23 protein-coding genes are annotated in these 21,663 nt (G+C 25.7%); 20 read left to right on the top strand and 3 right to left on the bottom strand.

The features are described from left to right. Positions 1-43 precede the first annotated feature (43 nt). From ACYUDJ_RS02195 to ACYUDJ_RS02185, 3 genes are all read left to right on the top strand, one after another. Complete coding sequence (locus ACYUDJ_RS02195; RefSeq protein ID WP_003485804.1) at positions 44-1,132, top strand: DUF5667 domain-containing protein; 1,089 nt, start codon at positions 44-46, stop codon at positions 1,130-1,132. A 502-nt stretch (positions 1,133-1,634) separates the two neighbouring features. Then, entirely contained in the window at positions 1,635-3,344 is a 1,710-nt protein-coding gene (locus tag ACYUDJ_RS02190) for a methyl-accepting chemotaxis protein (protein WP_003485805.1), read from the top strand. Positions 3,345-3,846: 502 nt separating this feature from the next. Further along, on the top strand, positions 3,847-4,188 hold the full coding sequence (locus tag ACYUDJ_RS02185) for a hypothetical protein (RefSeq protein ID WP_003485806.1): 342 nt from the start codon (positions 3,847-3,849) through the stop codon (positions 4,186-4,188). 336 nt (positions 4,189-4,524) lie between these two features. On the opposite strand, the gene ACYUDJ_RS02180 is transcribed toward ACYUDJ_RS02185, so the two are convergent. Then, entirely contained in the window at positions 4,525-5,928 is a 1,404-nt protein-coding gene (locus ACYUDJ_RS02180) for a glutamate decarboxylase (RefSeq protein ID WP_003485807.1), read from the bottom strand. 539 nt (positions 5,929-6,467) lie between these two features. On the opposite strand from ACYUDJ_RS02180, the gene ACYUDJ_RS02175 reads away from it, so the two are divergent. Then, complete coding sequence (locus tag ACYUDJ_RS02175) at positions 6,468-6,845, top strand: HIT family protein (RefSeq protein WP_003485808.1); 378 nt, start codon at positions 6,468-6,470, stop codon at positions 6,843-6,845. 335 nt (positions 6,846-7,180) lie between these two features. Here the strand turns inward: ACYUDJ_RS02175 and truA are convergent, their stop codons facing one another. Continuing rightward, entirely contained in the window at positions 7,181-7,921 is a 741-nt protein-coding gene (gene truA / locus ACYUDJ_RS02170) for a tRNA pseudouridine(38-40) synthase TruA (protein WP_003485810.1), read from the bottom strand. A 68-nt stretch (positions 7,922-7,989) separates the two neighbouring features. Next, positions 7,990-9,720 (bottom strand): Rqc2 family fibronectin-binding protein, encoded by a 1,731-nt coding sequence (locus ACYUDJ_RS02165; protein WP_003485812.1) that lies wholly within the window; start codon positions 9,718-9,720, stop codon positions 7,990-7,992. A gap of 253 nt (positions 9,721-9,973) precedes the next feature. On the opposite strand from ACYUDJ_RS02165, the gene dapF reads away from it, so the two are divergent. From dapF to ACYUDJ_RS02085, 16 genes are all read left to right on the top strand, one after another. Then, entirely contained in the window at positions 9,974-10,795 is an 822-nt protein-coding gene (gene dapF, locus ACYUDJ_RS02160; RefSeq protein WP_003485814.1) for a diaminopimelate epimerase, read from the top strand. Then, on the top strand, positions 10,796-11,869 hold the full coding sequence (locus ACYUDJ_RS02155) for a hypothetical protein (protein ID WP_003485816.1): 1,074 nt from the start codon (positions 10,796-10,798) through the stop codon (positions 11,867-11,869). Positions 11,870-12,186: 317 nt separating this feature from the next. Further along, positions 12,187-13,716 carry a GspE/PulE family protein gene (locus tag ACYUDJ_RS02150; RefSeq protein ID WP_043031943.1) on the top strand — a complete coding sequence of 510 codons (1,530 nt, stop codon included), beginning with the start codon at positions 12,187-12,189 and terminating at the stop codon, positions 13,714-13,716. A 136-nt stretch (positions 13,717-13,852) separates the two neighbouring features. Continuing rightward, positions 13,853-15,043 (top strand): type II secretion system F family protein, encoded by a 1,191-nt coding sequence (locus ACYUDJ_RS02145; protein WP_043032410.1) that lies wholly within the window; start codon positions 13,853-13,855, stop codon positions 15,041-15,043. Between the two features lie 193 nt (positions 15,044-15,236). Further along, positions 15,237-15,641 (top strand): type II secretion system protein, encoded by a 405-nt coding sequence (locus ACYUDJ_RS02140; RefSeq protein ID WP_003496336.1) that lies wholly within the window; start codon positions 15,237-15,239, stop codon positions 15,639-15,641. Positions 15,642-15,771: 130 nt separating this feature from the next. Next, entirely contained in the window at positions 15,772-16,224 is a 453-nt protein-coding gene (locus ACYUDJ_RS02135) for a hypothetical protein (RefSeq protein ID WP_042384965.1), read from the top strand. Next, complete coding sequence (locus ACYUDJ_RS02130) at positions 16,205-16,651, top strand: type II secretion system protein (RefSeq protein WP_043031942.1); 447 nt, start codon at positions 16,205-16,207, stop codon at positions 16,649-16,651. Before ACYUDJ_RS02135 ends, ACYUDJ_RS02130 begins: the two co-directional genes overlap by 20 nt. After that, the gene (locus tag ACYUDJ_RS02125) at positions 16,648-17,088 is read left to right on the top strand and encodes a type II secretion system protein (RefSeq protein WP_003485827.1); all 441 of its coding nucleotides are present in this window, start codon (positions 16,648-16,650) and stop codon (positions 17,086-17,088) included. Before ACYUDJ_RS02130 ends, ACYUDJ_RS02125 begins: the two co-directional genes overlap by 4 nt. After that, positions 17,067-17,513 (top strand): hypothetical protein, encoded by a 447-nt coding sequence (locus ACYUDJ_RS02120; RefSeq protein ID WP_043031940.1) that lies wholly within the window; start codon positions 17,067-17,069, stop codon positions 17,511-17,513. The genes ACYUDJ_RS02125 and ACYUDJ_RS02120 overlap by 22 nt, the downstream gene beginning before the upstream one ends. A gap of 27 nt (positions 17,514-17,540) precedes the next feature. Further along, complete coding sequence (locus ACYUDJ_RS02115; protein WP_043032409.1) at positions 17,541-18,230, top strand: hypothetical protein; 690 nt, start codon at positions 17,541-17,543, stop codon at positions 18,228-18,230. A 15-nt stretch (positions 18,231-18,245) separates the two neighbouring features. Next, positions 18,246-18,692, top strand: a complete 447-nt coding sequence (locus ACYUDJ_RS02110) for a hypothetical protein (RefSeq protein WP_043031939.1) — start codon at positions 18,246-18,248, stop codon at positions 18,690-18,692. Between the two features lie 5 nt (positions 18,693-18,697). Further along, positions 18,698-19,183, top strand: coding sequence for a hypothetical protein (locus tag ACYUDJ_RS02105; protein ID WP_042385539.1), 486 nt, complete (start codon positions 18,698-18,700; stop codon positions 19,181-19,183). 150 nt (positions 19,184-19,333) lie between these two features. Next, the gene (locus tag ACYUDJ_RS02100) at positions 19,334-19,846 is read left to right on the top strand and encodes a shikimate kinase (RefSeq protein ID WP_043031938.1); all 513 of its coding nucleotides are present in this window, start codon (positions 19,334-19,336) and stop codon (positions 19,844-19,846) included. A gap of 154 nt (positions 19,847-20,000) precedes the next feature. Then, on the top strand, positions 20,001-20,444 hold the full coding sequence (aroQ, locus tag ACYUDJ_RS02095; RefSeq protein WP_003485839.1) for a type II 3-dehydroquinate dehydratase: 444 nt from the start codon (positions 20,001-20,003) through the stop codon (positions 20,442-20,444). 88 nt (positions 20,445-20,532) lie between these two features. Then, a complete protein-coding gene (efp, locus tag ACYUDJ_RS02090) occupies positions 20,533-21,090 on the top strand; it encodes an elongation factor P (RefSeq protein ID WP_003485841.1) in 558 nt (185 codons plus the stop codon). 40 nt (positions 21,091-21,130) lie between these two features. After that, entirely contained in the window at positions 21,131-21,550 is a 420-nt protein-coding gene (locus ACYUDJ_RS02085; protein ID WP_003485842.1) for a CD1247 N-terminal domain-containing protein, read from the top strand. Positions 21,551-21,663 lie beyond the last annotated feature (113 nt).

Raw genomic sequence — 21,663 nt, 5'->3', positions numbered from 1 at the left:
AATATAATCAAAGATAAAAATTTTACATAAGGAGGAATAAATAATGAAAAGAATATTCATATTAACAATTTCAGCTTTAATATTTTTGGGAGGTGGTGTAAAGGCAGAAGGAACAGTATCTTTAAAGGATGAAGCGGGTATAACTCCAGATAGTGTTCTTTATAACATAGATACAGTCTTTGAAAATATAAGTTTAAATTTAGCAGCTGATAAAGATAAGCCAGAACAATTATTGGATATATTAAATGAAAGACTTGGAGAAATAGAGGTTCTAGCTGAAAAGGACGAAGATGAATTAGTAGAAAAAACTTTGAAGGATTATAATAATACGGTAGAAGAAGTTGAAAATACCGTAGAAGAATTAGAACAAGATACAAAGAAAGGAGAAAAATTAGAGGAAAGTATAGATAATATACAAGATATTATTGTTGAAAATAGAGAGAATTCTATAAAAGTATTAGAGGATATAAAAGATAAATTGCCGGATAAAGCTAGAAAAAATATAGAAACTGTAATAGAAATGCAAAAAAATAAAAAAGAAGCAGTAAAACTTATGGTAGAAAAAAGACATGAATTTAATGAAGCTAAAAAAGATTATAATAAAGCAAAGGCCGCTTTAAAGGAAGCACAAGCTTTAGGTGATGCAGATCCCATAAAGAAAGCAGAAGAAGAACTTAAAAGTATTGAAGAAGTTTACAATGCGAAAAAGCAAGCTTTAAATGAAGCAATAGAAAATAAAAAACAAATAGTTAAAGAAAAGAAGAAAACTAATGATAATAAAAAAGATAAAATTGTAAAAAATAATGGCAGTAAAGATAAAGTAAAAAGCAATAATGAAGTTAAGGAAAACGACAATACTGAAGTAAATCAAAAGCAAGATAATATACAAAGAAATACAAATACAAAAGAGAATAAGGTTAAAGAAAATAATAGTAATAAACAAAAAGTTAATAGTACTAATCCAGATTTAAATAAAGCTTCAGAGGTAAAGGTAAATAATAAAACCTCTGATAAGGTTATAGAAAATAAAGAAAAAGTGGAAAAAGTACAAAAAGTTAATTCTAACAATAATAAAGAAAAAATAGAAAAAGTAAATGAAAAATCTTCTAAAGAGAACAAAGGTGATAAATAAAATAATATAGAGTATTCATTATTTTATTATGTATGATTTATTGAAAATTTAAAATTAATTACTCCTTTCTAGTTTAAATTATAAAACTAGAAAGGAGTTTTTTTTGGAAATTTTACTATTTAATATTTATAAAAAAGATTAAAAATATTATAAATAGTAGAATAACAATAATATAGGGACAATAAATGATAAATTCACAAAAATGTACCTTTTTATATTATTAAAGTTATTAAAAATAGCGAATTATTTTTAATTTATAGTTTGCAATAGTTTACAATAAAAGACTTTATTATAGTTTTTTTTACAAAGTATTGATATTAATCCTCCTATTACATATAATTGTAGTATTGCTAATTTTAAAACTATAATATTTTTAGGTTCAGGTAGGATTTATTTATAATCAATACATTTAATTGTACGTTTACAAATTATGTATTTAAAGTATAGGGGGCTACAAAGGCAGCCATGGAATAAAGAATAAAACAATAAGGAGGAAATAAAATTGGTAAAAACGATAAAGGGTAAACTAGTTTTTCTTGTCGCTATATTAGTAGGTGCAATTGTATATATGGGAGGATATTCAATAAAAAATTTGGATAATGTAAATGAAAAGTCTACTGAAATTTCTAAAAAATGGGTACCTGCCATGGTATATTCCGAGGAATTAAATACAATGACCTCAGATCTTAGAATACTAGAATATGATCATATTATTTCTACTAATGCAGAAATGATGAATGAAAAAGAAAGAGAAATGGAGGAAAAAAGTAAGGAAATAGAAAAATATTTAGCTCTTTACAAAAAAACAGTGGATTCAAAAGAGGATGAAGAGTTATTTAATACTGTAGAAAAGGAGTGGAATGAATATTTACAACAAAATAAGAAAGTAATAGGCTTAAGTAGACAATTAAAAACAGAGGAAGCTGCAAAGATAATGAGAGAAGAATCTAAACAATCCTTTGATAGAGCCTCAGATTCTTTATTGAAATTAGCTCAGTTTAATAAAAACAAAACAGAAAAGGCTAGTTTAGAAGGGGATAAGCATTTTGATACTGCCATGAAAATAAATTTAACTTTAATGGTATTATTATCTGTTATAGGTGGAGTTTTAGGAATGCTTATTATTAAGGGTATAAGAAACTCCTTAAATGTTTTAAAGGGAGAATTAGATGAATTATCTGAAAGAGGTGGAGATTTAACTCAAGAAATAAAAGTTAATTCTAAGGATGAAATAAATGATCTTGCTAAAAGTTTAAATAAATTCATACAAAATATAAAGGATATAATTAAAACCGTTAATGAAAGTGCAAATAGCATTGAAATTGTTGTAGATAGTATAAAAACTAATGTTACAGATTTAAATAATGATGTAGAGGAGGTTTCTGCAACTACAGAAGAACTTTCTTCTAATATGCAAGAAACTGCGGCTTCAGCAGAAGAGATGTCAGCAACTTCTCAAGAGATAGAAAAAGCTATTGAATCCATTGCACAAAAATCCCAGGCAGGTGCTACTCAGGCTGGAGAAATAAATGAGAGAGCAGAACAAACAAAAGAAAATGTACAAGCTTCTCAGAAAAAGGCCAAGGAAATATTTGCAAATACAAAAGTAGAACTTGAAAGAGCTATAGAATCCTCAAAGGTTGTAGAACAGATAAATGTACTTTCAGAATCTATAATGGAAATAACCTCACAAACAAATCTTCTTGCATTAAATGCAGCTATTGAAGCCGCAAGGGCAGGAGAAGCAGGAAAGGGTTTTTCAGTTGTAGCTGATGAAATAAGAAAACTTGCGGAACAATCAAAGGATACGGTAACAGAAATACAAAATATAACAATTAAAGTAATAGAATCGGTAAAAAATCTTTCCGATAGTTCAAGTAATCTATTAACTTTTGTGTCTACAGATATGGATAATGATTATAAGACTATGCTAAGTGTAGCAGACAAATATAGCGAAGATGCTAGCTTTGTTGATACTCTTGTAACAGATTTTAGTTCAACCTCGGAGGAACTTTTAGCATCTTTGCAGGATGTAGTTAAAACTGTAGATGGAGTAGCACAAGCTGCTAGTGAAGGTGCCGGAGGTACTACAGACATTGCATGTAGAATACTAGAAGTAAATAATAAATCAAATGATGTACTTCAAGAAGCTCTAAAATCAGAAGAAAGCGCTAACAAACTAAAGAAAGAAATTTCTAAATTTAAGATTTAAAGAGTAATTTAGTTTTTTATTCTAATGGCTACCAGGTAGAATATTCTTATGCTTATTTAGATGATATTTACTAGAAATTTGGGGCTTCAAGTTATAATCATCTTATATTCGTGTTTAACTAAAATCTTGATTGAGTTAAAGTTTAATCATAATTAAGTTTTACATTATAAAGCTCATAGAAAATTTGTTCCTTTATTATGAACAAGCTATCTATGAGCTTAAATTTTTTTACTTATAAAGTCAATGCTCTGTTAATTTAAAAGATCTTTAATAATTAATCTAAGAACAAGCTTATAGAATTTTATAGAACGACTATGGGCTTTTATTACTAGGATAAAAATTCTAAATTTTTTAAAAATTAAAATTAATTCTAAAATTTCAAGTAAAAATGAAGATTATGTATTATAATATAAGTAATAAATAAATTATAAAGTTTACCTACCTAATATAAATTCTAAAAAACAACTAAAAAATAATTAGTATATTTAAGGAGGGCTTTTTTATGTATGCAAATTTGTCTAAAGAAATTTGTATTGAAGATACAGAAGACTTAAGAGTAAAAGAGAAGTCAACTCTATCAAAGGAAGGATATAAGGACTATGAGGTTTTTGTATTTACTGTTAAAAATTCTCCAAGTATATTACAAAATAGATTAGAATCACAGGTAGGAGATGTAGTACTCTATTGTTATAAATGGGATAACAATCCTGAACAGATTGTAAGAGTTTATGTAAAAAAGGATTCTTCAAAAAATCTAAATACAAAAGAATGTTGGAAGTTATTAAGAGAGGATATGAAAGAATTAGGAATGGAAATTAAAAAATTAGTAATGCATAAATCTTAAGTATAAAACTGATTGTAATAAAATAAGATATTTTCCTAAAATAGGTATAGTTTTACATGGCCAATATATAAAAATACACTTCATAAACTAAGTCATTTCCCTAAAAAGAGCTCTAGATCTAGCTTTATTAAAAATTTTCTAACCGGTGGAGAACTAATCTTGGACTTCTCCACCGGCTTATCACATACTGTGATAAATTAGAAGGATTGTTTAATTGGATAAAATTAAGAATTACTGAAACTTATTCCTATGAGTTTATTCATAGGTTTACCAGTGTACCTTTATATTTTCTATATTTAAATTACATCTATTTAATCTATAGATGTTTTCTTTATACTAATGAGTAAATCCATAAATACCTTGGTTTTCTTCTTCGTGAAATAATATATGAGCATTATTTAAATCATTTATTGCTGTTTTAAAATCTTTTATCAATAGTTCTGCTAAATTATATCCTAGATCTGAACGACAAACTATTCTTTGTATTATTATATGGTTAAGATTTTCAGGGAGAGGGTAAGCTGGTATTTGCCAGCCTTTCATAGCTAGTCTATCTGATAAGTCATAAAGATTCCATTTTACATTAGATGATTCCTTTAGTTTATAACAAACTATAGGAAGATTACTACCATCATTATATATACTGAATAATCCCGTAGCTTCAAGCTCTTTGGAAATATACATAGCTACCTCTTTTGTGCGTTCATGAATTTTTTTATATCCTTCAAAACCAAAGCGTAGGAAATTATAATATTGTCCTATAATTTGGCTTCCAGATCTAGAAAAATTAATAGCTAAGGTTGGCATTTTGCCACCCAAATAACTTACTTCAAATATTAAATCTTTAGGAAGATATTCTTGATCTTTCCACAGAATCCAACCTATTCCTGGATAAACTAATCCATATTTATGACCGGATGCATTTATAGAAACTACATTTTTAAGACGAAAATCCCACAAAATTTCTGGATTAATAAATGGGGTGAAAAAGCCACCAGAGGCAGCATCTACATGAATATATACCTTCATATCATGCTCATTATTATATTTTTCAATGGCATCATCTAAAGCCTTAATATCATCAAATTTACCTGTATAAGTTATACCTAAAATACCTATAATTCCTATAGTATATTCATCTACATAATCAAGAATTTTATCTATATTTAAACTTAGATTATCCTCATCCATAGGAACGGTACGCATTTCAATATCCCAATATACACAGAATTTTTCCCAACATACCTGATAACCAGATGATATTACTAAGTTAGGTTTCTTCTTATTAATATCAATACCTAATTTTTCAGCTTGATCACGCCAACGGAATTTCATAGACAGGCCACCTAACATACAAGCTTCTGAAGAACCTACAGTAGAGGTACCTAAGAAGTTCATATCCTTTGGGACATTCCAAAGATCTGAAATAATATTAACACAGCGATTCTCTATTTCGGCGGTTTGTGGGTATTCAGACTTGTCAATAGCATTTTTTTGTAAGGTTTCGGCCATAAGTTTGGTAGCTTTATCTTCCATATAGGTTTGACAAAAAGTAGCTAAATTTAAGCGTGCGTTACCTTCATTCATAAGTTCATCTTTAATCATACGATAGGCTATATCAGGTGCAATAGAATTTTCATTAATTTTATACTTAGGAATTGAGTAGTTATCCTTAGTAATACCAAAAATGGGGGTAGCATAGGTATCATTACTTTGTTTGTTTTTCGAAGAGTAGAGCATAATAAAAAAACCTCCTTAAAGTTAAATATATAAAATTAATTTGTTAAAAATTTCAAAAAAAACAAATTGTTAGTAATATTATAATAGTAAAGAAAGAATGATGCAAAGCCATTTATGCTTCAAATCTCCGCAAATATGAAAGTATTCCTTCATATATTAGAATAAAGTCATTGTTTTTATTAAGTTAAGTAGGTTTATTATTTCTTATGTTCAATTATAATATGTACACTAGATAAAATGGTTATTAAATTTTTTTAAAAATAAGTATATAAGATTTAGTCATTTTATATAAAAAAGTTTATTTAAAAGATAAAACAAAAAATAAGCAATGTATAAATTTGAACAGATAAAATTTTTATATTTATAGTGGTATAATTAGGTATGTACTTTAAATATAACAATAATTTATCAATACAATAATGATGAATTATCAACATAGTTACCAAAGTGTTATATTCAAAAAATAGTATAAAAAGAAGAGAGGTGAGTTTTAGTGAGGGTTTGATAATTATTGTACATTTTCTCACTAAATATAATCCATGAGCAATTGTGTATTTTGTAATTATAATCCTACAGAAATAATAGCAGAAAATAGAGTTGCGTTTGCTATATTAGACAAATTTCCAGTAAATGAAGGACATACATTAATAATTCCTAAAAGACATTTTCAAAGTTTTTTTGAAGCTACAGAGGAAGAAGTAAAAGGAATTTATTCTCTTATGCACGAAGTTAAGGAAATGCTAGATATTCAGTATGAACCAGCAGGATACAATGTAGGGGTAAATATAGGATATGATGCTGGACAAACTATAATGCATCTTCATATTCATTTTATTCCAAGATATAAAGGTGATGTAGTAAATCCTAGAGGAGGAATAAGGAAGTTAAAAACTCCTCTAATAGAATATGATGGTTAAAAATTATGTATATTAAAGAGGAGGTGATTAATACGTTTTTAACAAATAGATTTAATTTTAACACCGTAAACATAAAAAATACATGTAATAAATAACTAATTCATTTCGCTAAGTAGTTCTAAATTTGGCTCCATTAAAAATTTTCTACCCCATGGAAACACTATCCTTGATTTCACCACCGGCTCCTCATGTCCGTGAGGAATTACAAAAATTTTTAATTCCTAAAGAATTAAGAACTACCAAAGCTTATTTATATGTTTATTACTTGTATTTTTTATATTTGATATATGAAAATTAAATCTATTTTATTTTCATATATTCTAAATGTTCATTAATTATTCATAGGTTACACTGGTCATAAATAATCCTTGACTTGGGGCAGTAGAGCTTGCTTTTCTTCTATCTTCTGCCTCTAGTATGGTTTTTACGTTCATAGGGCTTAGATTGTGTAATCCTATTTCTATAAGAGTACCTGTTAATATTCTTATCATTTTATGTAGGAATCCACTACCTAAATATACTATATCTACATAGCCATCCTTTTTTATAATATCTATGCTATAAAGAGTTCTTACAGTGGATTTCTTTTTTGATCTTGCTGCAGTAAAAGATGCAAAATCATGTCTTCCTACTAAATAAGTACAAGCTTCTTTCATAGCCTCTATATCTAGAGTTTGTGGTACATGATAAGAGTATTTTCTAGAGAATACATCATGAAATTTTTTATTACAAATCTTATAGGTGTATTTTTTCTTTTTAACATTTAATCTAGAGTGAAATCTCTCATCTACATGAAAGGCATCATAAACTACGATATCTTTAGGTAAGTATTCATAGCAATAGTTTAATATTTCATTTGTAGAACCTTGAAAATTTGTATGAAAATTAGCTACCTGCATATTTGCATGTACGCCTGCATCTGTTCTACCAGAACCTATTAGGTTTATATCTTCTCCTGTCATAAGAGAAAGTACATTTTCAATTTTCCCTTGAATAGTATTGTCATTTTCTTTTTGTTTTTGCCAACCGTTATATTTAGAACCATCGTATTGTATGTATAATTTTATATTAGTCATATTTAGTACTTCCTTTACAAATATATTTAGATAATTAGTTTTATTTAGATATTACTTTTTAATCTTTTCTAAATTTGTTTTAAATCAGGCTCTTTTGGATCTATAAATATGGTTTTGTTTGTGTAGTATATAACCATACCTGGTTTTGCTCCATTAGGCTTGTGAACATTTTTAACCTCTGTGTAATCTACAGGAACCTTTGTAGAGTCTTTAGATTTACTATAAAAGGCTGCTAAGGTGGCAGCTTCTTCTAAAGTTTTTTCTGGAACATTTCCTTGGAAATTTTTAACTATTACATGTGAGCCAGGTATATTTTTTGTATGCATCCAAATATCATGATTGCTAGCAAATTTTAATGTTAGGTAATCATTTTGTATATTGTTTTTTCCTACATAAATATCTATGCCATCTGAGGAAATAAAGTGTAGGGGCTTTGTATTTTTAATCTTTTTATTATTTTTCTTTTTAAATTTAATATAGCCTGTTTCAATAAGTTCTCTTTTTATCTCATCTATATCATCATAACTATCTGCATTTTTTATACTAGTTAAAACGGAATTTAGATATTTTAACTCATCACAAGTAAGTTCTATTTGCTCTTTGGCTGCAACTTCAGTCTTTTTTAGCTTATTGTATTTTTTAAAGTATTTTTGTATATTATCAGAAGGATTTTTGTTAGGATCTAGCTTTATATCCATGTATTCATTAGTATAATAATTTAAAAGATTTACTTTATCCATACCCTTTTTGAGAGCATATATGTTAGCAGTTAAAATTTCTCCACATATCTGGAATTTTTCTTTTTCACCGCAGTCCTTTAAATTCCCTTCTAATATTTTAATCTTCTTTTCGCATCTTTCAATGTTTAGATTCATTAATTTGTTAAGATCAGAGCTTTTAGAATTTAATCTATCTGCCTTATCTTTTTGAAAGTAAAAGGATTCTATAAGAATAGAAGGGCTTTCATAGTGTATATTTTTTAAGTTATTCAAACTATGAAGATCTACACAATAAAAATCTTTTACAGTATCTGTATCTAAATAACAGTTAAAAGAGAAATTTTCATTTTCTAGGTCATCAAATATACTTTTTGTAGCAACATATATTTCATCCATGTTTTCTAAAGTAATTTCTAGATTATTTTCTTTTTCTAATCTATAAAAAATTTCCTTGGAAAAAGGTCTTGCGATTCCCGTAAAAATATTAGAAAACATAGCTTTGTTAAGCTTTACATTATTGTTTTCTATATAATTTTTAAAATTCTCTAGTGAAAAATTAAAAGGGCTTAGTTTTAAAGAGGCCGGTGGATATACATATTCTATAGATGGATAAAGATTTCTTACACTATTTATTTCAGGGGTAACATGTTTTATGCTATCCATTATTAGATTATCCCTTTCTCTTACTAGAGTTATATTACTATGCCTTCCCATAATCTCTATAATTAATGTATATATGCTATTAAATCCCATTTCGTCAGCACTTTCAAAATCTATCAATGCTATTCTATCAGTATCCAATTGTCTTATATTTATTATTTTAGAAGAATTTAAATATTTTCTAAGAACCATACAAAACATAGGAGGCTGCATAGGATTTTTCTTAGGAATATCCGTAAAATGTATTTTAGGGTATACAGCACTAGAACTAATTAAAAGTTTGTAAGTTTTTCTATTATTTTTTATGGATAAAACTATTTCATCCTTTTCTGGCTGAGTTACTTTATCTACTCTACCATCTAATATTTTGGTTTTCATTTCATTTATTATACTAAATAAAAAAATCCCATCTAAAGCCATAAATATTCCTCCTTAAAATGGTATAATATAATGTATATAGCAATATATGCTAATATTAAAGGCTATTAAACTTATATTAGTATACCATTTTAATTTTTTAAAATAAAGTTTATATTTTGTATATTGATATTAAAACACTGTCGTAGTAAACTTATTTTTAGGAAATTAAACTAAAATAAAATTATATTTTATGTAAGATTAAAAGCTATTAATAAAAATAATTATAAGTGATAATGTAAAGGATGTGACAAGTATGGAGTTTACTAAAATGACTGGAAACGGTAATGATTTTATAGTTTTAGATGACAGAAAGGGAGAGCTTATAGGAAAAGAAAAGGAATTAGCACAAAAATTATGTAATAGACATTTTAGTATAGGGGCAGATGGTATTTTATTTGTAAGGGAAAGTAATACAAATGCTCAAATACAAATGGTAATAATAAATGCAGATGGTTCCTATGCTTCTATGTGTGGAAATGGTATAAGATGCTTTGCAAAATATGTATGGGAAAAAGCTATAGTAAAAGAAAATCCTATGATAATAGAAACAGGAGATGGATTAAAGGAAGCTTTTTTAGATATTGAAGAGGATAAAGTAAAATATATTACTATTAATATGGGAGAGCCTATATTTGAAGGAGAAAAGATATCCAATGAAAAGGAAAAAATAATAAATAAAAGTATTAGAGAAAATAATAAGGAATATTCCATAACAGCCTTTCATATGGGAGTACCTCATACTATAATATTTGGTAACTTAGATGAATATGATATAGAAGAAGGTAAAAATATAGAAACATTACCTCTATTTAAGGAGGGAACCAATGTAAACTTCTGTGAGGTAGTGGATAAAAATAAAATAAAGGTAAAAACCTGGGAAAGGGGTGCAGGACCAACTTTAGCTTGTGGTACTGGAAGTTGTGCATCAGCTATAGCAGCTAATTTATTAGGTTATACAGGAAAGTCTACAGAGGTAATATTGCCTGGGGGAAAACTTTTCATAGAAATTAAAGAAAAGGGTATTTTTATGAAAGGCCCTGCAGATATTTGTTTTAGAGGGGAAATAGATGTATAAATGTTTAAGAAAGGCTTTAAAAATATAGGATATTTTATAATAGTTTTTTTAGTTATTGGTTTAGTTGGGTGTAAAAGTCACAGAATATCAGAAGGTGAAAAGGTAGATATCCCTAAATTCACAGAAGTAATAACATTAAAAAGAGAAAAAGACTCTTCAGATATATATAATATTGAAAATGGGGATATAGACAAAACCATGGAAACCAAAGATGTGGTAGATGTAAAGTATAACAATAAAAATAAGACTTATGTTTTTACAAATTTTATAGAAAAGGGTAATGAGCTTAACAAAAACAAAATAACTATAATAAAGAATGGGAAGCAAACAATTTTAGATAACTTTTATTCAGCATCAGATGTAGATATTTCAAAGGAAGGTAATAAAATAGCCTATAGATCCTTTAAAAAAGATTCTCTGCAAAGTGCAGAAGGCATGAAAATATATGATTTGGAAAATAGAAAAGAAATAAAAATAAAAAGTGATGTATTGGTATCAGGAAATCTTTTTAAATGGTTAAATGAAGATGAAATATTATATTATGGAATAAATTCTGAAAAAGAAAATAAAGCTAAAATATATAAATATAATGTTAAAGAAAATAAAGAAGAGGTATATGTAGATAATATAGAGGGTATTTGTACTTATTTTATGCCTAATGGGGATGATGTGCTTTTACTAAGTAGACAGGGGGATAAAATTAACCTTTCTTACTATAATAAAAAAGATAATAGTTTCAAAAAAATAAGTGAAGAAGTAAGCCTAATATATAAAGGCACAAAATCTGCAAAAAACATGTATTTTCTAGGGAAAAATGATTTAGAAAACAAAGATTATTTATATAAAATTGATGGAAATACATTGAATTTAACCAAGCTTACTTATGACTTTCCACCTAAAATAGATATAAATGGTGGTATTGTTTCAGATAAAAATGGTAATATATATTTTTCTGGTTATGAGGATTTAAAAGAACAGCCTTTAAATGAAATATATGTTTATAAAGAAAAAGATGATGCAGTAGAAATAATGTCTGATGAAGAAAATTCTTATTATATAATGGGAGAAAAGTAATCTAAAAAAACAAATTAAATATAAGCTATAGACAATTAAAGTTTAAGAAATGGAGATCTTTAATTATCTATAGCTTTTTATTTTTTTACAGTCAGAATTAAGAACTACTAAGGCTTATTCATATGGTTTATTACGTATATATTTTTATCTTTGCTATATTAAAATTAAATCTATTTTTAAATTTGAAGTGAAGTTTTAGTTAGAAATAATATATAAAGTAGTACTAAATTAATATTTCGAAGGGAAGTGTTTACTTTTTATATATGTGTCTATAATATAGATAAATTTTGAAAAATTAGTATAGGAGAGAATTAAATATGAGCTTTTCTATGAATCATCTAGATTTAGATGAAATTATTCCAAACTCTAAAGAACTAAGAGTTAAAAAACAGTGTCAGAATATAGACTTTAGTACTTTAAGGGTAGAGTCATCTTTACTAAAATTATTACCAGACCATATTTGTAGAAAACATAATATATTACCACTAAAAATAATTGATGAACAATTATATATAGCATCTTCAAGTTATTTAAAAGAAGAGGTTTTGTATAAAATATCCTTTATTACAGGTAAAAATATAAAAATAGTACTTTGTAATAGAGAAGATATTCTAGGAGCTATAAAGAGATTCTATACAAATTATGAAGAAAAATATAATGCCCAAGGAATAAAGGAAGAAAAAGTTATACCTTATGAAGAAAATAAAGAAAAAAAGTTAGAAGGACCTATAATAAAGTTAACAGATTCTATAATAGAAGAGGCTGTTTGGCGAAAGGCTAGTGACATACATATAGAACCCTTCAAAGATTTTGCCTTAATAAGATTTAGAATAGATGGTATTCTAATAGAATTCAAAAAAATATCCAAAAAAATTTACATGTCTATTTGCACTCGTATAAAAATAATGAGCTATATGAATATAGCAGAAAAAAATATCCCCCAGGATGGTAAAATACAAAATAATTATAGGGAGAATAATGACTTTAGAGTATCCACATTGCCCACAGTATATGGTGAAAAATTAGTTATAAGAATACTATATAAAAATGAAAAAATATCAGATTTAAATTCCTTAGGATTTTTAAAAGAAGATAGAAAAAATATAGAAAAAATGCTTAAAAAACCTAATGGATTAATTTTGGTTACTGGACCTACAGGCAGTGGTAAATCTACAACTTTATATTCTATGCTTCAATATATAAACAACAAAGAAAAAAATATAATAACTATTGAAGAGCCGGTAGAATATACTATAGCTGGTATAAATCAAGTTAATGTAGATTATAAAAGGGATTTAACTTTTTTAAAAGGTTTAAAGTCAATATTAAGACAAGACCCGGATATAATAATGGTAGGAGAAATTAGAGATGAAGAAACAGCTAAAGTAGCGGTAAGGGCTTCTATAACAGGACATTTGGTTCTATCTACGTTGCATACTAATGGAGCTTTAGAATCCATAGTAAGACTTTTAGATATGAATATAGAGGCATATATTTTAAGTGATGCTTTAAGGGGGATTATTTCACAAAGGTTGGTAAGAAAAATATGCCCTCATTGCAAAGAATCTTACAAACCCTCAAAAGAAGAAAAAGAATTTATAAATATAAAAGAAGATTTTCTACTATATAGAGGTAGAGGATGTCACAAGTGCAATAATACGGGTTATTTAGGTAGAAGTATTATTTATGAATATATAAACATTGACAAAGAAAAAAAGAATTTAATTAAAAATATAGTAAAAGACAATAATGAAAAAATTCTTTTAGAAAATAACTTAAAAGAAAATATTAATAAAGCATTAAAACAAGGAAGGACATCCTTTAGTGAAATCCAAAAAATAATATAAAGTTTAGCTACTAAACATCCTTATCAAAGGAACAGCTAGGCTGATTTAAGCCTCATTTTCAATACGTATTTATAAGAAAATTCTCTAAATTTAAAAAAAATTTTATTTTAGAAAGGAAGTGAATAAAAATATAGATATGGATTTATTTTATTATAAGGCTAAGGATATTAAAGGAAATGTACTAAAAGGAACCTGTAATGAAAAAGAAAAGGTTAATATTTATAAAGAATTAAGAGAAAAGGGATATTTCTTATTAAATATAACTAATAAAAATATATTTAAAATAAGAAGTGAAAAAATTACATTAAAGGACTGCTCAATTTTATGCAATAAACTTTATATGCTCATGGCTTCAGGGATAAACATAACAGATGCTATAAATATAGTTTATGAGGATTTTAATAATACTCCTGTAAAAAATAGTCTCTATACTATAAAAAATAATATATTAAGAGGAGATAGCATTTATAATAGCTTTAGAGCTTTTAGTAATATATATCCTAAATTTTTATTGAGTATGATATATATAGGAGAGGAAAGTGGAAGAATTCAATATGTTTTTTCTGATTTGAAAAATTTTTATGAAAATAAATATAAATTTAATAAAGAAATAAAAAATGCATTAATATATCCTGTAATAGTTCTAATAGCATTTATAATAATGTTATATATACTTATACATATGGTAGTTCCAAGCTTCATAGGAATATTTAATGAATTAGGAGGCAACATTCCTAAAAAGACTTTAGGTATGATTACCGCAATTAAAGTTTTTAATGTTATTCTAGGAATATTATTTATAAGTATAAGTTTTATTTTGTTAAGTAGCAAATTTTTTTATAAAAGATACAAAATAAAGTATGCAATTGATAATTTAAAAATAAAAACACCAATATTAGGTCAAATCTATAAAAACATCTTTATATGCAATTTTTCTAATAGCATGAATTTAATGATTAAGTCAGGCATTCCTATAAATAAATCTCTAAATTTATTAGAAGAAATTACGGATAATTATATATTTAAAGAGAACATAAAAAATTTAAATAAGAATATAAAAGATGGAAAGAGTATAAGCTTTTCTTTAAATAAATGTGATTTCTCTAACAAGATACTTTTATCAATGGTACGTGTAGGAGAAGAAAGCGGAAAGTTAGAAGAAAGCTTTTATAGTGTTTATAATATTTTGAAGAAGGATTTAGAAGAAAAATTAAAAGTAAGTGTAAAACTTATAGAACCTACAATAATAATTTTCATGTCTTTAATAATATGCATAATATTCCTTTATGTGTTTATTCCAATGATGAATTTAGTGGACTTAATTTAAAAATCTATTTAAATTAAACAAATAGTATAACTTATTTCTAATATTAAATGGTTATATAATTTTAAAACTATATGAAATACTTATATAAAATTGAATTATATAAATGTATTCTAAATTACAGTATTAATGATTTATAAAAAACAATCATCTTATTTATAAATTATTTCAACTATTAGTATAGGAGGATAGATGTATGAAATTAACTCTAAAAAAAATGAAAAAAAAGAAAGGGTTTACACTTATAGAACTCATGGTGGTTATTTCTATAATATTAGTGTTAGCTAGTTTCTTAGTACCAAAACTCACAGCTTATAAGGATAAGGCAAAGGACACTAAAGCTATAAATACAGGGAAGCAAATACAGGTAGCAGCTATCAATAGCTATAACGAAAACAATGAAAGCTTTAATAGTAACAATTTAAAAGAAGATATAGAAACTTTTACAGGAATTAAAGTAGATTCAGCCAGTGAATCTAAGATTGGAGAGGCAGTGGATGTTGCTTATAAAAGTGATAATGAAAATTATATTGTACAAATAGATCTTGAAGGAAATAGTTATAGCGTAAAAAAGGATAATAAAACTATATTTCCTAAATAGCATAAAGTAAAATTACAATTTAAAAATTGTTGTTAAAGGATTTTTAAATATTTTGAGTAAGTATCCCCTAAAAACAAACTTCATTTTAAACAAATAATAACCTCATAAAATTTAAAAAGGAGTGAAAGTATTGGATAAATACATACATAAGAAAGGTTTTACGTTAATAGAAATAATGTTTTTTATGAGCTTATGTATTATAGTATTTACTGTTAGTTTTACCAAAATATCTGGCTATAACAAAATAAAAAATAATATTGCAGTAGATGAAACGGGAATTTCTTTGGTGAACTTTATAAATAATTCTAGAGAAAGATGTAGAGAAGAAAAAAAGCAGGGTTATATTTATTTTGATATTAAAGAAAACAAGATGGGATTCAATATAGCCTATATATGTAAAGAAGATTTTTATTTTCCAGATGGAATTGTTTTAGAGTCAGTAAATTCGCCAGGAGGAAAAATAGCTATAGACAATAGAGGTTTTACTAGTGATGCTTGTACTTTGAAGTTTAAAGATAATGGAGGGAAAACACACAAAGTAACTATTTGTGTTGGAACGGCTCATGTGGAATTTAAAGGATAAAAAAGGATTTATAATGATAGAGATATTATGTACTTTGTCAATATTTATAATGCTTTTATCAGGTGCTTTAGTAGCTAGCAAAAATGCTTCTAAAATAAAGTGTGAGTATAGCGAAAGAGAAAAATATATAGGACTTTTACAGGGGGTAAAAAATGAAGTTATGTACAATTTTACTTATGAGGATTTAAAAAATTTGAAGGAAGAAAATAAACTATATATACATAAAGATGAAATGAACTGGGATTTTCACCAAAATAAAGATACAAAAATGCTGTTTACAAACATTGTACCCCAAAAGGAACCTTATTTAGAAATGAGAATTACTGAAACGGAGATATTTAAAGTTAATTTAATATTAAATTATGAAGAAAGAAAAGAAAAAAAGAGGGTTCACTGTGAATTTTATAAAGGTAGGTACAAAAGATGATAAAGAGGAAAGGTTTTTCTATAATAGAAATTTTAATAGGATTATCAATTATGTCTATAGTGAGTCTTTATATAATTAAAATTACTGTAAGGTATACAAGTAATTATAAAATTAAAAAGGAAGAAACCTTAGAGACTGTTTATATTGAAGAAGCTTTTAATCTTATAAAGTATGTTCTAGATAAAGAAGCATCATCAAAGGTTATAGAAGATGTTATAAAAGTAGAAAGAGCAGATGATAAAGGATATGACTATATAAGAAAAGATAGGGCTGGAAATATAATTATAAGTTATGGTGCTAAATATTCTTCTACTACTAATAATATCTGTAGAGGGGTAAAAGAATTTAATGTAAAAGAAAAGGGTGATGTAATACATTTAAAGATAGTAGGAAAGAAAGGGAAAGAATATATAAGATGTTTAATAAAAAAAGAATAAAAAAGGGATATATACTTTTGTATGCATTATTTATGGGTTGCTTATGTATATTTTCTAGTTTATTCATACTTAAAATGGAAAACATAAAGTGGCAAAATAGTGGTAAGGAACTTAGATCTTTAAGCAAAGTAAATAATGTACAAAAGGATAGAGAGTATGTGTTATCTTATATAGATAAGTTTTTTTATGACAATATAGATAATATAAATTCAGATAATATGGATAAATTTATAAGAAGTTTAGATAAGAATTTTAAAGTTACTTTAAGTAATAGTGCGGCTTACTTTTATAATGGAGATTTAATAATAGATTATTACAAAAATAAACTTTTTTATAAGCAAGAAAAATACAAAATTTCTACTAAGGATTCTAATATAGCTTATAAAAGGGAGTATGTATCCTATGAAAGGAAAGTGAGTAATTAATTGTTTAAAAATATTAATTTGTTGGAAATGGATAAAAGCAATGTATGTTTAAAGGACATGAGATTTAATAGCTTAAAAGAAAAAAGTCTTATAGAGAATAATATAATAAAAATAGTTAATATGGAAAGGAGAAAATTGTATCTAATACTAGAAGGGGAGAGAGTATATGCTAAATTTATAACATTACCTAGAATAAATAACAAAAATAAAATAAATGAAATAATAAAAAATGAATTGATATATGAATTTAGTGATATAGACAATATATTATATAGTTATGATATTTTAAAGAAAAATAAAACTAATATGGAAAGTATAATTTTTTGTATAAATATAGGCAATAATAAAATATTAAAAAAGTGCATGGCACAGTGCGAAAATATAGCAGGTATATACTCCATACAATTTTCTGTATTAAATTTATACAGGGAATATATAAAGGAAAAAAATTATATTTTTTTATTTAAGCATAAAAAATACACTTACATAATACTTTATTCAGAAAATAATTTAATTTATAGTAATTTTATTTATGAGGGGGAAAAGGAAGATCACAAAATAGAAAGGGTTTTAAAAAAAGCGGAGGAGCTAAATATAAACTTAAATACTATATATGGAATAAATATAGAGGAAAGTTCTATAAAAGATAAGCTAAAAGAATACAACTTTGTATCTTTACAAAAATTTAGAGAAAAAGATTATAAAAGAATAATATAGTGGGAGAAAAAGAAAGTGAAAATTAATTTTATACCAGAAAGCTATATAGAAATAAGCCATAAAAAATCTATAAAAAACCATATAGTATTAATAATTATTCTATTAACTATAAATATTATATTTTTTAATAAAGTATTATGGAGTATGAAAAGGATGGATGTGATAAATGAAGAGATTCATAGTTTAAATCTAAAAAAAGAGAGGAAAAATACTAATAATCACAAAACAGATAAAAACTACAATCTTTTTATAAATCTATGGGAAAATACAAATGAAGGAATTATAGTGGACAGCTTTAATATAAAAGAAGGTAGGGCAATTTTAGAGGGAAGATGTTTAGATTTAAATAATTATTATAGTTTATTAAATTTATTAGAAAAAGATAAAAAAATAAATATTAAAAATTTAGATGTACCAGAAAAAGAAGAGGATTTTTATAAATTTAAATTTATTTTGGAGTGATAAAATTGAAAAGATTGAATATATATAGAATTGTTTTTATAATAAATTTATTAATACTTCCAGCTATTATATTATTTAATATAAATTTAAATAATAAGGTTAGTTTAATCGAGGAAGAAAAAAACAGGCTGCAGTTAAGTTTTCAAAATATAAACAGTGTTAAAAGTATAGATTGTACTTATATTTTAGAAAAATTAAGTGAAAATCCTTATGTGAGTGTTAAAAGTATAGAAAATGAAAAAAATAATATATATGTAAATCTAAAATACTACGGGGACAATGAGGATTTAAAGAAATTTTTAAGTAATGTGAATTCTTCAAAAAACTTTAGAAGCATTAAAAATTTAAATATGAATACTAAGAAAGTAAAAAATAGCACTAATGAAAATAATAATAAGTATGGTAATGAAAGTGGTGAAGAAGTTAATAATAGTTACAGTAATGAGGAAGAAAAACAGGTAGATATTATATTACAGTATGTAAAAAGTTAAATTAAATAAAGTAAAAGTTAATTTAAAAATAATTTTTATCAAATCTGAATTTGGATTTAATGAATTTTAATATTTTATAATAATAATAAATTATTGTTACATAAATATTTTAATTGAAAATATAATTTTTTAGTAAAGATGGTGGTGGGTTTGCAGAATATTATTTTAATAGGTATGCCTTTAAGTGGGAAAAGCACCTTAGGTAGAGAACTTAGTAAGATTTTAAAATATGATTTTATAGATACGGATGTACTTATAGAAGAAATAGAAGGTAAAAATATAAAAGAAATATTTAAAATATATGGGGAAGATTATTTTAGAGAAAAGGAATTAGAAATTATAAACAAGCTAAAAAAAGAAAAGAATAAGGTTATATCTACAGGTGGGGGGCTTCCCATATATAATGGGAACATATATAAATTAAAGAATATTGGCTTTACAGTATACCTTAAGGTGCCATTAGAAGAGTTAATCAAAAGAATGGTAAAAAAAGAAAATAACACAAGGCCTCTTTTAAAAAACAATGATACAAAATTTTTAGAGGGAATGTACAAAGAAAGAATAGATATTTATGAAAAAGCTCATACTATAATATGTAATACTAGCAAAGAGGAAAGCTTAATTGCAATTGTAAGAGCCTATAAAAAGTGTAAGGGTATATAAAAGAAAAAAATAACAATATATGTATTTTATGAAAAAATATTTGCAAATACCCATAATATTATTTGCAAATAAAGTGAAGTTTTGATAAAATATCATTGTTTGAGTATTATATAGGACAGCATATAGTATCATTAAAAAGGAGAAGGCTTTAAAGGTGAATAATATATTGATCATTAATGGACCTAATTTAAATTTATTAGGTAAAAGAGAGCCGGATGTATATGGCAATATTACCTTGGAAAATATAAACAAAGAAATAAAATCACATTTTAAAAATGAAGATTTAAAAATAGATTTTTTTCAAAGTAATGAAGAAGGAACAATTATAAATAAAATAATTGCATCAGAAGAAAAATATAATGCTATAGTTATAAATCCTGCAGCCTATTCTCATTATAGTATAGCTATATTAGATGCTATAAGAAGTATAAATATCCCTGTAGTAGAAGTTCACTTAAGCAATATATATAGAAGAGAAGAATATAGAAAAAAATCTGTTACTGCGGAAGCTTCTTTAGGTGTTATTAGTGGCTTTGGTTATTATGGATATATAATGGCTATAGAATTTATTTTAAATAATTTAGTAAGGAAAAAATAGCATTGTATTATATTAAAAAAATTGGTATATAAGGCCTTACAAAGGTTATAATATAAAAAGGAATATTTAGTTTTGGAGGGATACATAAATGATATCAGCAGGAGATTTAAGAAAAGGAACTACTTTTGAACAAGATGGACAAGTATACGTAGTTGTAGAATTCCTACATGTAAAACCAGGTAAAGGAGCGGCTTTCGTAAGAACTAAGTTAAAGAATGCCATAACTGGAGCTGTAACAGAAACAACTTTTAATCCAACTGCAAAACTTCAAGAAGCAGTTATTGAAAGAAAAGAAATGCAATATTTATATACTGATGGAGAATTATATTACTTCATGGATCAAGAAACTTTTGAACAAATCCCATTAAATTATGATAAAGTTGAAGAAGCTATAAAATTCTTAAAAGAAAATATGTTTGCTACAATAAAATTCTTTAAAGGAGAAGCTTTCTCAGTAGAAGCACCAAACTTTGTTGAATTAACTATATCTCATACAGAACCAGGTGCAAAAGGAAATACTACTAGTAACGTAATGAAACCAGCTACATTAGAAACTGGAGCCACAATTCAAGTTCCATTATTCGTAAATGAAGGAGAAACTATCAGAGTAGATACAAGAACTGGTGAATATATGGAAAGAGTTTAGTCTATACTATAGATAGTATAATTTGTAAGGATGTGATTTTGTGAAATCTATTACTTCAAAGGTATCCTATTTAAAAGGTCTTATAGAAGGGCTAGAGGTTAAAGAGGATAGTAAAGAAGGAAAAATAATTTCTGTTATGTCGGATATATTACAGGACATAGCTTATGAAGTTGAAGATATGAAAGAATCTCAAAGTATAATACAGGAATATGTAGATACTATAGATCAAGATTTACTTTCCCTTCAGGAAGATTTTTATGATGAAGATGAAGATGAGGATTTTCTAGAAGACTTTATGGGAATAGAATGTCCTATGTGTGATGAAACCATCTATATTGATAAAGATGTATTTGGAGGTAAAGCAAATATTTGTTGTCCAAATTGCCACAAAGAAATATCCTTAAACAATATATGTAGTTGTGACTATGAATGTGAAGAATTAAAAAATAAAAACGATTAGTTAAACACCTTATAAGATTAAAATCTTATAAGGTGTTTTTTTTATACAAAAAATTATACGGTATAACCTAGTACTACCATTAATAACCTGAAAAAGAATAAAACAAAGAAACA

The sequence above is a fragment of the Clostridium sp. CTA-6 genome (genome assembly GCF_054768115.1).
The sequence above is the reverse complement of the archived record's forward strand: the minus strand, read 5'-3'. Positions and strand labels throughout refer to the sequence as shown.

Coding starts and splice junctions, on each gene's coding strand:
- ACYUDJ_RS02195 (WP_003485804.1), top strand. CDS start 44: ATGAAAAGAATATTCATATTAACAATTTCAGCTTTAATATTTTTGGGA.
- ACYUDJ_RS02185 (WP_003485806.1), top strand. CDS start 3,847: ATGTATGCAAATTTGTCTAAAGAAATTTGTATTGAAGATACAGAAGAC.
- ACYUDJ_RS02180 (WP_003485807.1), bottom strand. CDS start 5,928: ATGCTCTACTCTTCGAAAAACAAACAAAGTAATGATACCTATGCTACC.
- ACYUDJ_RS02175 (WP_003485808.1), top strand. CDS start 6,468: ATGAGCAATTGTGTATTTTGTAATTATAATCCTACAGAAATAATAGCA.
- truA (WP_003485810.1), bottom strand. CDS start 7,921: ATGACTAATATAAAATTATACATACAATACGATGGTTCTAAATATAAC.
- ACYUDJ_RS02165 (WP_003485812.1), bottom strand. CDS start 9,720: ATGGCTTTAGATGGGATTTTTTTATTTAGTATAATAAATGAAATGAAA.
- dapF (WP_003485814.1), top strand. CDS start 9,974: ATGGAGTTTACTAAAATGACTGGAAACGGTAATGATTTTATAGTTTTA.
- ACYUDJ_RS02155 (WP_003485816.1), top strand. CDS start 10,796: ATGTTTAAGAAAGGCTTTAAAAATATAGGATATTTTATAATAGTTTTT.
- ACYUDJ_RS02150 (WP_043031943.1), top strand. CDS start 12,187: ATGAGCTTTTCTATGAATCATCTAGATTTAGATGAAATTATTCCAAAC.
- ACYUDJ_RS02145 (WP_043032410.1), top strand. CDS start 13,853: ATGGATTTATTTTATTATAAGGCTAAGGATATTAAAGGAAATGTACTA.
- ACYUDJ_RS02140 (WP_003496336.1), top strand. CDS start 15,237: ATGAAATTAACTCTAAAAAAAATGAAAAAAAAGAAAGGGTTTACACTT.
- ACYUDJ_RS02130 (WP_043031942.1), top strand. CDS start 16,205: ATGTGGAATTTAAAGGATAAAAAAGGATTTATAATGATAGAGATATTA.
- ACYUDJ_RS02125 (WP_003485827.1), top strand. CDS start 16,648: ATGATAAAGAGGAAAGGTTTTTCTATAATAGAAATTTTAATAGGATTA.
- ACYUDJ_RS02120 (WP_043031940.1), top strand. CDS start 17,067: ATGTTTAATAAAAAAAGAATAAAAAAGGGATATATACTTTTGTATGCA.
- ACYUDJ_RS02115 (WP_043032409.1), top strand. CDS start 17,541: ATGGATAAAAGCAATGTATGTTTAAAGGACATGAGATTTAATAGCTTA.
- efp (WP_003485841.1), top strand. CDS start 20,533: ATGATATCAGCAGGAGATTTAAGAAAAGGAACTACTTTTGAACAAGAT.